Below are 13,119 nucleotides of genomic sequence, written 5' to 3'. Positions count from 1 at the left end.
CGCATCGTCAATACTTAATATCTTAAGTAAACAATCGAACGCTGGCAACCTCGATTACCCTGATACGCGAAATTCACTCCGTTCGGCTGTTAAGATTGATGCGTCCCCGTCCACTGCTCACCCCGATGAACCGTACGCTCGACCATCGCAACCTGGCCATGCTGCTGCTCGAGGCCCGCGAAACGCTGATGGGTCTGTTCCGCCCCATTCTCAAGGAATTCGCGCTGACCGAACAGCAATGGCGGATCATCCGCGTGCTCGACGGCGAACCGGCGCAAGCGCTCGAAGCGGGACAGATCGCGCGGCGCTGCTGCATCCTGAGCCCGAGCCTCACGGGCGTGCTGGAACGGATGGAGCGCGACGGCCTGATCACGCGCACGCGCGCGCAGGAAGATCAGCGCCGGCTGCTGGTGAGCCTGACACCGCAAAGCAGGAAACTGGTCACGGAAATCGGCCCGCGGATCGACGAGCAGTACCGGCAGCTCGAATCGCGGTTCGGCGAGGACGGCCTCGAAGACATCTATCGCGCGCTCGACCGGCTCATCGAGCTCGGCGGCAACACGTGATGACGGCCCCCGTTCCCGCCAGCCGCGGGAACGGGGGCCGGTGCGGCGCGGACGGTCAGTGCACCGCGCCGCGCATCAGCTCGGTCACCGCCACGCCGCGCGACGTGCGCATGCATTCCTCGACGTAATCGATGAACGGCAGCGGCTCGAAATCGATTTCGTCGCGCACGCGACGGTTGTCGAACACGCGATCGACCGTCGCGAATTCCCCGCAGCGCTGCAACGCCCGGCCGATCACGCGCTCGAGTGCCGGATCGGTTCGCCCGAGCACGTCGCGCACCACGAGCGGCAATTCGGCCGGCGCACACGCCGCGTAGCGCGGTGCGCCGGTCATCCCCGCCGCCTCGTCCATCGCACGCACGATCTGCGCGACCTGCGGCGCCTCGTCGCCGGCCGACACGTGATACAGGTCGTGTGCGAGCGTCGGCTTGACGGCCAGCAGCATCGTCGCGCGCGCCACGTCGTCGACCGACACGATATCGATGCGCGTCATCGGTCGCGCGGTGAAGCGGCGTGCGGCATGCGCCAGCCGGAACATCCAGAACGAATTCGGCGCGGGCCGCGTACCGAGTACCGTATGGCCGACCACATGCGACGGCCGCACCACGACGAGCGGCAGCCCGAGCGCACGCAGGCGCTGCTCGGTCTCCGCCTTCGCATGCAGGTAGTCCGCGGCGAGCACCGCGCCCGGCAGGCCTTCTTCGTCGCGCGCGACGTCGTTCGCCGCGTCGCCCGCCGCCTCCTCCTGCACGATCCCGCCACGACCCGCATGCGCGTAGGCCGTACCGACGTAGACGAAGCGCAGCAGGCGCGGCGCCCGTGCAAAGCGCTCGGCAAAACGCACCGCATCGGCGATATCGGCCCGCAGGTGCGCGCCGTCGGCCGGCGACGCATGGCCGGCGCAGTGAATCACGTGCGTCGCGGCGGCGAGGCGCGGTGCGTCGGCGCCCTGCCACACGTCGCCGAGCGCACCGACGATCACGTTCGCGTCGGTCAGGCGCGACGCCCAGTACGGCGCCAGCCCCGCGCGCAGCGCCGCTTCGCGCAGTCGCGCGACGGCATGGCCGCGATCCTGCGCGCGCACGACGCAGACGATGCGGTCGAGCAGCCCCGCATTGACGAGCGCCGTCAGGACGGTACTGCCGATGAAGCCGGTTGCGCCGGTCAGCACCAGCCGCCCGACGTTCGCCGCCGCGACCGGTGCGCTGGCCGGCGACACGAGGCTCGTCCGCCAGTTGAGCGACAACGCGGTTTTCCAGATCAGCACGATAGTCTCCTTCGAAGAATCGGCCGGGCGGCGCGGCGGCCGCGGTTGCGGGCTGCGCACGGCTCACCGGCCGGGCCGGGGCCTGACGCGCGCCCCGGCTGTCCCGATCGGGCGTGCGGCCCGCGATCGCGTCGATCGCGTCTCTGGCACGAGGCGGCGGCAGCCGCCGAGGACGGGCGTCCGCGGCACTGGATCGGGAATATCTCAGTGTGGGGCCCGACCGCAGGCAAGTCTGTCCCGAAAGTTTCGTGAAAGTGTGCCGATTTGTATGCGATTGTCGGAGTCTGTCGTCCGGCAATGCAGTCGGAACGCCTCAACCTCCGGTCGCGCTCCCTCCGGCACGGCCGGACCGCGTCGGCCGGCCCGGTTTCCGCGGCCGGTTGCACGCGACAGATCGACGCGCCTCTCGGCGATGTCGTCCCATGTCTCGAGGATCGACCGGGCCCCGATCGGCGCCGCGATCGCCGGTGGGCGTGTGTTTGCGCGCGCCGCCGGAATAACCATGAATCGTCAGACATCGTTTCATCTGAAACCGCAATGAACTCAATGCGGATTTATTGCGGATTATCACTTGCGTTTCACACCAGTCTATCTAGACTGATCAAGTCAAAACGGTCGAATGTTCATTTTTTTGGAGACGATCACAATGCGCCTCACCATTCGGATTAATGGCAGCGAATCAGCAACCCGACACTCGTTCGCGGTACTGTGGGTCGACACCGACGAAGGACTGTGGTCGCGCGAGGCACATCAGGGCATCGATCTTCCCGCCTGGGGCAAGGTTCGCGACGTCGAGGGCGCGATGGCGCTCTGCGCGGCTGACGGCGGGAATGCCGTGTGCCAGTTGAAGGGACTGTCGTTCGGTGCGACCCAGCGCGAACAGGGCTCCGCCGTACTCGCCGGCAATCACCCCGGCGCATGGCGACTGCAGGCTGTCGATCGCTGCACGAGCGAGCCGGAATACCGGGAATTCATTTCCGTCACCCGGTAGAAATTATCGATGTAATTCGTCTGCGGTTTTCGGGTTTATTCCGGTTTCAGTGATATTCATTTCGATATTCAGTATTAACGGCGCCCCTTTTCGGGGCGTTTCCATTTTCTGGTGCAAATAAATAATCGCGAGCCGGGCAATTGATCGCGCGCCGGAGACGGTCGGCACCGATTGTCCAGGAGATCGTGTGAGCGGATCGAGACGCACCGAATCGGCCACCTTCAATCACCCGCTGCGTCGGTGAAGCTCCGCTTCCGCCCTCTTTTCGTATGCCCTGTTCCACCCTTTGCCGAATCACCGATTCGCGCCTTTTCACGGGGCCGGAACATACTTTCCCCACACGGCGTTTACTCATTTATTACAATCGCATTATTCAGACTGACTCGCCGCCCTCCGGCGACCCGACCCGGCCATTGCATGAGCGTGAAAAAGAAGACCCACCCCGCCGATCCGTACGCGGCCGCGACCAAGAACCCGATGCTCGCGTCGCGCCTGCCGATGTGGCGCTCGAAGCTGATCGTGATCATCGTGTTCCTCGCGTTCGCTGCGCTGATCGGCCGCGCGTTCTGGGTGCAGGTCGCGAACAAGGAGTTCTATGTCGGCCAGGGCCAGAAACGCTACCAGCGCACGATCGAGCTGGACGCGATGCGAGGGCGCATCGTCGACCGCAACGGCGCGATGCTCGCCGTCAGCCTGTCGACCTATGAAATCTGGGCGAACCCGAAGCAGGTCGCCGACACCGACTACCCGCAGATCTCGAAGCTGCTCGACATGCCGCTCGTCGAGGTCAAGCGGCGCCTCGGCAACGACAAGACGTTCGTGCTGCTCAAGCGGCAGGTCGACGCCGACACGGCGGGCAGGCTCGACAAGCTCGCGATCGACGGCATCACGCAGATCGCCGATTCGAAGCGCTTCTACCCGGAAGGCGAATCGGCCGCGCACGTGGTCGGCTTCACGAACGTCGAGGACAAGGGCCAGGAAGGCGTCGAGCTCGCGGCGAATGCGCGCCTGTCGGGCACGTCCGGGCAGCGCGAGGTGATCCGCGACCGGCTCGGCCGCATCGTGTCGGACACGCGCCCGCTCGTCCCGGCGCAGCATGGCGCGACGATCGAGCTGACGATCGACCGCCGCATCCAGCAGCTCGCGTTCAGCCAGCTCAAGGCGGCCGTGGTCGAGAACAACGCGGTGGCCGGCAGCGTCGTGGTGCTCGACGCGCAGAACGGCGAGATCCTCGCGCTGGCGAACTACCCGACCTTCGACCCGAACGACCGCGCGCGCCTCACCGGCCAGCAGCTGCGCAACCGCGCGGTGATCGACACGTTCGAACCGGGCTCGACGATCAAGCCACTCGTCGTCGCGCTGTCGATCGACGAACGCAAGGTCACGCCGAACACGATCATCAACACGTCGCCGGGCACCTACAAGATCGGCCCGGCCGTGATCCACGACACGTCGAACCACGGTTCGCTGACGGTCTCGCAGGCGCTGCAGAAGTCGAGCAACGTCGCGCTCGCGAAGCTCGCGCTGAACCTGCCCGCCGAAACGATCTGGAACAAGTACCAGGAATACGGGATCGGCCGCGCGCCGGAACTGACGTTCCCGGGCGTCGCGTCGGGCCGGCTGCGCGGCTACAAGCGCTGGCGGCCGATCGAGCAGGCGACGATGGCATACGGCTACGGCCTGTCGATGTCGCTGCTGCAGATCGCGCAAACCTATACGGCCTATGCCGGCGACGGCACGCTGCACCCGGTGTCGCTGCTGAAGAACGGCACCGACCAGCAGACGATCGACGCGCATCGCGGCCACCGCGTGACGTCGCCGCAAACGGCCGCGTCGATCCGCTCGATGCTCGAGATGGCGGTCGGCGAAGGCGGCACGGGGCGCCGCGCGCGCGTCGACGGCTACCGGATCGGCGGCAAGACCGGTACCGCGCGCAAGCAGGTCGGCGCGACCTACGCGAAGGGCAAGTACCGCGCGCTGTTCGCGGGGATGGCACCGATGAGCAACCCGCGCCTGATCGTCGCGGTGATGATCGACGAGCCGCGCGGCAAGGGCTACTACGGCGGCACGGTGGCCGGCCCGGTGTTCGCGTCGGTCACGAGCGGCTCGCTGCAACTGCTCGGCGTGCCGCCCGACGCGCCGGTCGAGCCCGAGAAGACACCGCCTGCGAAGCCCGCCGCGCCGCAGAAGACGGTGGCCGCGCCGAAAGCGGCTGCGCAAACCAGGACGGCTGCGGCACCGAAAACCGTAGCGCCGCTGAAGACTGCCGCGCCGTCGAACGTACCGGTGCAGCCGGCCACGGCGGCCGGATAAGCGCGGCACGTCCCCGCGGCACGGCGCCCGCCGGCGCGCGTGGCACACCGGCGGCCCCTGGCCGCCACGCATTTCCCCGCCACCGGGCACCGTCCCACTTTCTAGGAACGCCGCGCATCATTTGAGCGTTCCCGCTCCCTCCTCCTACAATTTTTCCGCGTGTCGGGCAGCCCTGCCCGTGCGCGCGACTACAAAAAAGGAGAGAGACGCATGCGATTCCACTGGAAGACGCTCGCACTGGCCATTACGAGCGCGGCGCTGGTCGGCGGGGTACCCGCCCATGCCGCCGACCCCGCCGACGTGAAAATCGGCTTCCTCGTCAAACAGCCGGACGATCCGTGGTTCCAGGACGAATGGCGCTTCGCCGACCAGGCGGCGAAGGAAAAGCACTTCACGCTGATCAAGATCGCGACGCCGAGCGGCGAAAAGGTATCGACCGCGCTCGACAGCCTCGCCGCGCAAAAGGCACAGGGCGTGATCATCTGCGCACCCGACGTGAAGCTCGGCCCCGGCATCGCGGCGAAGGCGAAGCGCGCGGGGATCAAGCTGATGTCGGTCGACGACCAGCTCGTCGACGGCCGCGGTGCACCGCTCCAGGGCGTGCCGCACATGGGCATCTCCGCGTACAGGATCGGCCAGCAGGTCGGCCAGGCGATCGCGGACGAGACGAAGCGGCGCGGCTGGAACCCGGCCGAGGTCGGCATCATCCGGATCGCGTACGACCAGTTGCCGACCGCACGCGAACGCACGACCGGCGCGGTCGATGCGCTCAAGGCCGCCGGTTTCCCGGCCGCGAACGTGATCGATGCACCCGAAATGACGGCCGACACCGAAGGCGCGTTCAACGCGGCGAACATCGCGCTCACCAAGCATGCGAATTTCAAGCGCTGGGTCGCGTTCGGCTCGAACGACGACACGACGGTCGGCGCGGTGCGCGCCGCCGAGGGGCGCGGCATCGGCGCGGATGCGATGGTCGCGGTCGGCATCAACGGCAGCCAGATCGCGCTCAACGAATTCGCGAAGCCGAAGCCGACGGGCTTCTACGGCTCGATCCTGCTGAATCCGCGCCAGCACGGCTACCAGACGAGCATCGACATGTACGACTGGATCACGAAGAACCAGGCGCCGCCGCCGCTCGTGCTGACGTCCGGCACGCTGATCACGCGCGACAACGAAAAGCAGGCGCGCGCCGCGCTCGGCCTGTGAGCCGGCACAAGGAGCCGACATGACACGCACCACCCTCGTGACGGGCGCCGCCGGCGGCATCGGCCAGGCGCTGTGCCGCACCTTCCTCGCGGCCGGCGATCGCGTGCTCGCGCTCGATCGCGACCGCGCGGCGCTCGACCGCTTCATCGATACGCTCGGCGATGCGCACGTGACGCCGGTCGTCGACGACCTGACCGACGCCGAACGGCTGCAATCGACGCTCGAATCGCATCCGCAAGCCGACGTGCTCGTCGCCAACGCGGGCACGGCCGCGTCGACCACGCTGCGCGACACGACGCCCGCCACCTGGCGCACGGATCTCGACGCGAACCTGACGGCCACCTACATGAGCGTCGAAGCCGTGCTGCCCGGCATGCGCGCACGCGGGCGCGGCGCAATCGCGATCATCGGTTCGGTCAACGGCGTGCATGCGCTCGGGCATCCGGCGTACAGCGCGGCGAAGGCCGGGTTGATCAGCTACACGAAATCGCTCGCGATCGAATTCGGCCGCGACGGCGTGCGCGCGAACATCGTGCTGCCGGGCACCGTGAAGACGCCCGCGTGGGAAGCGCGCGTGCAGCGCAATCCGCAGGTGTTCGAGCAATTGAGGAAGTGGTATCCGCTCGACGATTTCGCGACGCCGGACGACGTCGCGCAGGCCGCGCTGTTCCTGTGCTCTCCGGCGGCGCGGATCATCACGGGCGTCGCGCTGCCCGTCGACGGCGGCCTGCTGGCCGGCAATCGCGTGATGGCGCAGGAGCTGACGCTCGAGACGTTCTACTGAAACCGAAGCCCGCGGCGCCGGCGGCCGCTGCCCGCTGCCGCGCCGCCGCGCCGCCGCGCGCCGTCAATGCGCGGCCGCGACCGGCTTCGCCATCCTGCCGAGCACGTGCTCGGTCATCCCGCGCGCGAGTTCGGTCTCGCCCATGAACACGGTGCCGATGCCCTCGTTCGACAGCAGCGCGGCCTCGTCGCCGCTGTTCGTGCACAGCACGACCTCGAGCGCCGGGTTGAGCGTGCGCGAGATTTCGACGATCTGCCGTACGTCGAACACGTCGGGCAGCGTGACGACCAGCATCCCGGCGCGCGCGATATGCGCCTGCACCAGCACGATCGGCTCGATCGCATCGCCCGACACGGCGGCAACGCCTTCCGCGCGCAGTTTCTCGACGAGCTCGCGATTCTGCTCGACGACGACGTACGCGATGCCACGCTCGTCGAGCGCATGTGCGATGCGCGTGCCGACCTTGCCGTAGCCGACGATCACGACCTGCCCGGTGAGATGTGTCTGCGGCGTCGACATCGGCAGCGCGGCGAGCGGATCGTCGCGCGCCTCGAGCTTGCGCGCGAACGCCGAATGCTTGCGGATCCACGCAAGCGCCGGATCGATCATCGCGAACAGCAGCGTGTTCATCGCGATCGAGATCAGCGCGACCGCGAGGATCAGGCTCTGCCCCTCGGCCGACAGCAGCCCGAGCGCACGGCCGAGCCCCGCGAGGATGAACGAGAACTCGCCGATCTGCGCGAGGCCCGCGCCGACCGTCAGCGCCGTATTCAGCGGATAGCGGAACGCAATCACGAGCGCGACCGCCGCGAGCGTCTTGCCGATCACCACGATCGCCGCGACCTCGATCACGTGCAGCGGCTCCGCGAGCAGGATCTTCGGGTCGAACAGCATCCCGACCGAAATGAAGAACAGCACCGAGAACGCATCGCGCAGCGGCAGCGTCTCGTCGGCCGCGCGCCGGCTGAACTCCGACTCGCGCATCATCATCCCGGCGAAGAACGCGCCGAGGGCGAACGACACGTCGAACAGCTTCGCCGCGCCGAACGCGATGCCGACCGCGGCCGCGATCATGCACAGCGTGAACAGCTCGCGCGAGCCCGTGCGCGCGACGAGCCACAGAATGCGCGGGAACACGCGCTTGCCGACCACCAGCATCAATGCGATGAACGCCGCGACCTTCAGCATCGTGACGCCGAGCGTGCCCCACACGCTGCCGCCGGCCGCGTGCGCGTCGCCGGGCGGCGTGCCGCCGAGCAGCCCCGCGACGGGCGGCAGCAGCACGAGCACGAGCACCATCACGAGATCCTCGACGACGAGCCAGCCGACCGCGATGCGCCCGTTGACCGTCTCGACGAGCCCGCGCCCTTCCAACGCACGCAGCAGCACGACGGTACTCGCCACCGACAGCGCGAGCCCGAACACGAGCGCCGCACCGACGCTCCAGCCCCAGGTGAGCGCGAGGCCGCCGCCGAGCAGCGTGGCCACCGTGATCTGGACGATGGCCCCCGGCAGCGCGATCTTGCGCACCGCGAGCAGATCGCCGAGCGAGAAATGCAGGCCGACGCCGAACATCAGCAGCATCACGCCGACTTCGGCGAGCTGCTGCGCGAGCGACAGGTCGCCGACGAAACCGGGCGTGCCGGGGCCGATCACGATCCCGGCGAGCAGATAGCCGACGAGCGGCGGCATTTTCAGCAGCGACGCGAAGTAACCGAAGACCATCGCGAGACCGAAACCGGCCGCGAGCAACGCAATCAGGCTGATGTCATGAGGCATCCCCCCTCCCAAGTTCTTGTAACGATTTAGTAAGGTTCAAGAACGAAAGGATAAGGGATGAGGCGGAAGAATGGCGCGCCGCCGCGAAAAATTCACGCGGCGGCGCGCCTTGGCGGGGTGCAACCCCGGCGAAACGAAAGGCGCCGCGCGGATCGCGCGGCGCCTTGAAGCACATCGGACAGGCGGGGCGGGCACCCCGCCGCCCCGTCAGCGCGACGCTTGCGGGAACCGCGCGCCCGGCGGCGGTTCGGGTCGGGTCGACGGCACGCTCTTGCGCACCTTCGCGACCTGCGCGGCGGTCACCGGCGCCCCCGTGTTGCCCCAGCTCGTGCGCACGAAGTTGGACACGTCCGCGACTTCCTGGTCCGACAGGCGCCAGCCGAACGGCGGCATCGTGAACGTCGACGGCGCGGTGCGCGTGCCCTGCAGCGCACTGCCTTCCAGTACGACGTGGATCAGCGAGGTCGGATCGTCGCCCTGCACGACGGGGTTGCCGGCGAGCGCCGGGAACACGCGCGTGTAGCCATGGCCGTCGCTGCGGTGGCAGGCCGTGCAGTTGTCGCGATAGACGGCCGCGCCCGGCTTGCTCGCATCGCCGGCCTGCAGGGCCTTGGCAGCCGCCGCGTCGTACACGTGCGGCTGCTCGCCCTGCACGCGCGGCGGCAGCGTCTTCAGGTAGCGCGCGATTGCGTTCAGGTCGTCGTCGGTCATGTGCTGCATGCTGTGGCCGACCACGTCCGTCATCCCGCCGAATGCAGCCGTGCGCAGCGTGCGGCCCGTCTTCAGGAACTGCACGATCTCGGTTTCGTTCCACGTGCCGAGGCCCGTGCGCGGCTCGCCGCGCAGGCTCGTCGGCACCCAGCCGTCGATCGCCGCACCGCCGGCCAGGAAGTCCGGGCCGTCCGCGTCGGTCAGCCCGCGCTCCTGCATCGTCGGCGCGCGCGGCGTATGGCACGCGCCGCAGTGGCCGAGACCCTGCACGAGATACGCGCCGCGCGCGACCACCGGATCGGTGTACGGCGCCGCGTCGAACGGCTTCGGCGTCGGGGCGAACATCTTGCGCCAGATCGCGAGCGGCCAGCGCATCGACAGCGGCCACACGATGTCGACCGCACGGTTCTCGTGCTCGACGGGCGCGACGCCGTGCATGAAGTACGCGTACAGCGCCTTCATGTCGTCGTCGGTCAGGCGCGCGTACGACGGGAACGGCATGGCCGGATACATCGTGTCGCCGTTCTTGCGCACGCCTTCGCGCACCGCGCGCGTGAAGTCCTCGTAAGTCCAGCCGCCGAGGCCCGTCTTCGGGTCCGGCGTGATGTTCGTCGAATAGATGCCGCCGATCGGCGTGTCGAATTTCAGCCCGCCCGCGAACGGCTTGCCGCCGCTCGCGGTATGGCACGCGATACAGTCGCCCGCGCGCGCGAGGTATTCGCCGCGCTTGATCAGGTTCGCGTCGGCGGACCGGGCCGCGGGTGCAGCCGCCGGGCCGGAAGCCGCCGCAGGCGGAGCCGGCTGCGCAAACGCCGTCGCGCCTGCGAAGCCGAGCGCGGCCCAGGCCGCGCCGGCCGCCAGCGCGCGCGACATGCGGCGCGCGACGTTGTGGTTCATCGTCCTCTTCATACGGTCACCAGCGGAGCGGGATTTTTCAGGTATTGCTCGCGGATCGCACGTGCCGACCAGTAGGCCAGCGCCGCGATGATCCCGGTCGGGTTGTAGCCGATGCCCTGCGGCAGCGCCGATGCGCCCATCACGAACACGTTGTGCACGTCCCAGCACTGCAGGTAGCGGTTCAGCACGCTCGTCTTCGGGTCGGTGCCCATGATCGCGCCGCCGACGAGGTGGGTCGTCTGGTATGCGCGCGAATCGAAGTGCTTGCCGAACTCGCGCGTCGACACGCCGATCGCCTTCGGCCCCATCGCCTCCGCGATCTTCTTCATCTGCCCGGTCACGTACTGCGCCATCTTGATGTCGTTGTCCTTCCAGTCGAAGGTCATCCGCAGCAGCGGCTGGCCGTACGAATCGCGATAGGTCGGATCGAGGTCGAGGTACACGTCGCGGTACGACATGTTGGTGCCGTGCGCGTCCATCGAGATCGTGTGCGCGTAGTTGTCCTTGACCGCCTTCTTCCACGCCGAGCCCCACTGCGGCGTACCGGGCGGCGTCGCGATGCCGCTGATCGGCTTCACGCCGGCCTGGTTCACCCACAGCGGCGAGCCGCCGACGAAGCCGAGCGGGCCGTGGTCGAAGTTGTCCGCGTTGAAATCGTCCACCGCAACGCCGTTGCCGCCCGCGCCGATGAACGGATTCGTGTAGGTGTCCTTGTCGAAGAACGCCTTGATCGTCGACAGGTTCTGGTACGCGAAATTGCGGCCCACCACGCCTTCGCCCGAAATCGGGTCGTACGGCTTGCCGATGCCCGACAGCAGCAGCAGGTGCACGTTGTGGTACTGGAACGCGGCCACGATCACGAGATCGGCCGGCTGGTGCACTTCACGCCCGGCCGGGTCGACATAGGTCACGCCCGTCGCGCGCTTCTTCGTGTCGTCGAGGTCGACGCGCAGCACGTGGCACTTCGAGCGCAGCTCGAAGTTCGGCGCCTGCTTCAGCGCGGGCAGGATGTTCAGGTTCGGCGACGCCTTCGAGTACATGTAGCACGCGTAACCGCTGCAGTAGCCGCAGAAGTTGCACGGGCCCATCTGTACGCCGTAAGGGTTCGTGTACGGGCCCGACGTGTTCGCCGACGGCAGCCGGTACGGATGCAGGCCGAGCGACTTCGCCGCATCGGAGAAGCGCTGCGCCGAATACGTGTTGAGCTGCGCGGGCAGCGGGAAGTTGTCGCTGCGGTTCGCTTCGAACACGTTGCCGTCGCCGACCACCTTGCCGCCGACCTTGTACGCCTGCCCCGACGTGCCGAACACCTTCTCCGCGAAATCGAAATGCGGCTCGAGCTCGTCGTAGGTCACGCCGGTGTCCTGGATCGTCATCCCTTCGGGGATGAACTTCTTGCCGTAGCGCTCTTCATAGTGGCTGCGCAGGCGCAGCTCTTCCGGCGTGATCCGGAAATGCACGCCCGACCAGTGCAGCCCCGCGCCGCCCACGCCTTCACCCGGCAGGAACGCGGCGAGCTGCCGGTACGGCAGCGCGGTGTCCTGCAGCCCGTGGCGGATCGACACCGTCGTCTTCGAAAGGTCGAGGAACAGCTTCTTGCGGATGTTGTAGGTCAGCTCGTCGATCGTGTTCGGATACGCGCCGTCCGGATAGGTGTCGCGATACTCGCCGCGCTCGAGCGCGACCACGTTCAAGCCCGCTTCGGTCAGTTCCTTCGCGAGAATCGCGCCGGTCCAGCCGAAGCCGACGATCACCGCATCGACATGCGGTTTTTTCTCTGCGGCCATCAGCTGCGCTCCCCGTTGATCGAGACGGGGCCGTACGGATAGGGCTTGCCGCTCTGGTTGACGAAATCCATGAAGTCCGCGCGCGCGCCGGGAAAACCGATCATCTTCCACGCGGCCATGTCGTGATTGCCGCCATGCACCGGATCGCAGAAATAGCCTTCGCGCGTGTTCTGCAGCAACTGGCCGAAGAACACGCCGGGCGGCACGTCGTCGATCTGCGCGCCGCCCTTCTCCAGCGCGCCGAGCACGGTGTCGCGCGTCGGCGCGTCGAGCTCCGCGAACGCCTTGCCGTGGGTCTTCTCGCAATAGCGGTTGACGGCCGCGATACCGAGCCGGTAGATGTCGCGCGGCACCAGCTTCAGCTGGTAGCCAAGCTCGGGCACGCCTTGCTGGAACGGCCCCTGCATGTACCAGGTCGCGCCGTGCGCATACGGCGTCTCCATCTGGCGGTCGATGAATTCGGGCACGCCCGATTCGAGCGCGCCGGGGCCTTCGGCGTCGGCCGGAATCAGCCGGTCGACGGCGGCCTGGACGAACGCCCATTCCTTCGCATCGAAGAAGGTCGGCTTGTACGGGGCGCGTTCGGCGCCGGCCGATGCACCGGGCGCGTTGCCGGTCGTCGCGGAAGGCGACGACGAGCGCAGGTCGCAGCCGGCGACCGACGCGATCGGCACGAGCGCGACCGACGTGCGCAGGAAACGGCGGCGCGAGTTGGGTTTGTCAGGTGACGTGGACATGGTCGGATGTTGATCGTTGGGGATCTCGGGGCCCGGACGCGCGCACTCCGCATGCGGCATGCCCGGCATGGCAGCCTCGCC

10 protein-coding genes are annotated in these 13,119 nt (G+C 67.9%); 5 read left to right on the top strand and 5 right to left on the bottom strand.

Going from position 1 to position 13,119, the window contains the following annotated elements:
- Window positions 1–125 precede the first annotated feature (125 nt).
- Window positions 126–566 (top strand): homoprotocatechuate degradation operon regulator HpaR, encoded by a 441-nt coding sequence (hpaR, locus tag AB3K92_RS14505; RefSeq protein ID WP_021164054.1) that lies wholly within the window; start codon window positions 126–128, stop codon window positions 564–566.
- 55 nt (window positions 567–621) lie between these two features.
- Here the strand turns inward: hpaR and AB3K92_RS14500 are convergent, their stop codons facing one another.
- The gene (locus AB3K92_RS14500) at window positions 622–1,833 is read right to left on the bottom strand and encodes an SDR family oxidoreductase (protein WP_021164053.1); all 1,212 of its coding nucleotides are present in this window, start codon (window positions 1,831–1,833) and stop codon (window positions 622–624) included.
- Between the two features lie 646 nt (window positions 1,834–2,479).
- On the opposite strand from AB3K92_RS14500, the gene AB3K92_RS14495 reads away from it, so the two are divergent.
- From AB3K92_RS14495 to AB3K92_RS14480, 4 genes are all read left to right on the top strand, one after another.
- Complete coding sequence (locus AB3K92_RS14495) at window positions 2,480–2,824, top strand: DUF3564 family protein (RefSeq protein ID WP_021164050.1); 345 nt, start codon at window positions 2,480–2,482, stop codon at window positions 2,822–2,824.
- A 417-nt stretch (window positions 2,825–3,241) separates the two neighbouring features.
- Complete coding sequence (locus tag AB3K92_RS14490) at window positions 3,242–5,137, top strand: penicillin-binding protein 2 (RefSeq protein WP_060219307.1); 1,896 nt, start codon at window positions 3,242–3,244, stop codon at window positions 5,135–5,137.
- A 210-nt stretch (window positions 5,138–5,347) separates the two neighbouring features.
- Entirely contained in the window at window positions 5,348–6,343 is a 996-nt protein-coding gene (locus AB3K92_RS14485; protein WP_021164048.1) for an arabinose ABC transporter substrate-binding protein, read from the top strand.
- 19 nt (window positions 6,344–6,362) lie between these two features.
- Window positions 6,363–7,127 (top strand): SDR family oxidoreductase, encoded by a 765-nt coding sequence (locus AB3K92_RS14480; RefSeq protein ID WP_059485031.1) that lies wholly within the window; start codon window positions 6,363–6,365, stop codon window positions 7,125–7,127.
- A 63-nt stretch (window positions 7,128–7,190) separates the two neighbouring features.
- Here the strand turns inward: AB3K92_RS14480 and AB3K92_RS14475 are convergent, their stop codons facing one another.
- The 4 genes from AB3K92_RS14475 to AB3K92_RS14460 form a co-directional block, all read right to left on the bottom strand.
- Window positions 7,191–8,906, bottom strand: a complete 1,716-nt coding sequence (locus AB3K92_RS14475) for a cation:proton antiporter (RefSeq protein WP_021164046.1) — start codon at window positions 8,904–8,906, stop codon at window positions 7,191–7,193.
- Window positions 8,907–9,113: 207 nt separating this feature from the next.
- Window positions 9,114–10,526, bottom strand: a complete 1,413-nt coding sequence (locus AB3K92_RS14470; protein ID WP_059623171.1) for a cytochrome c — start codon at window positions 10,524–10,526, stop codon at window positions 9,114–9,116.
- Complete coding sequence (locus tag AB3K92_RS14465) at window positions 10,523–12,301, bottom strand: GMC family oxidoreductase (RefSeq protein ID WP_021163240.1); 1,779 nt, start codon at window positions 12,299–12,301, stop codon at window positions 10,523–10,525. Before AB3K92_RS14465 ends, AB3K92_RS14470 begins: the two co-directional genes overlap by 4 nt.
- Complete coding sequence (locus AB3K92_RS14460) at window positions 12,301–13,038, bottom strand: gluconate 2-dehydrogenase subunit 3 family protein (RefSeq protein WP_059591461.1); 738 nt, start codon at window positions 13,036–13,038, stop codon at window positions 12,301–12,303. Before AB3K92_RS14460 ends, AB3K92_RS14465 begins: the two co-directional genes overlap by 1 nt.
- Window positions 13,039–13,119: the final 81 nt, after the last annotated feature.

This window comes from Burkholderia sp. Bmkn7 (genome assembly GCF_041103175.1).
Lineage (GTDB): Bacteria > Pseudomonadota > Gammaproteobacteria > Burkholderiales > Burkholderiaceae > Burkholderia > Burkholderia cepacia.
The sequence above is the reverse complement of the archived record's forward strand: the minus strand, read 5'-3'. Positions and strand labels throughout refer to the sequence as shown.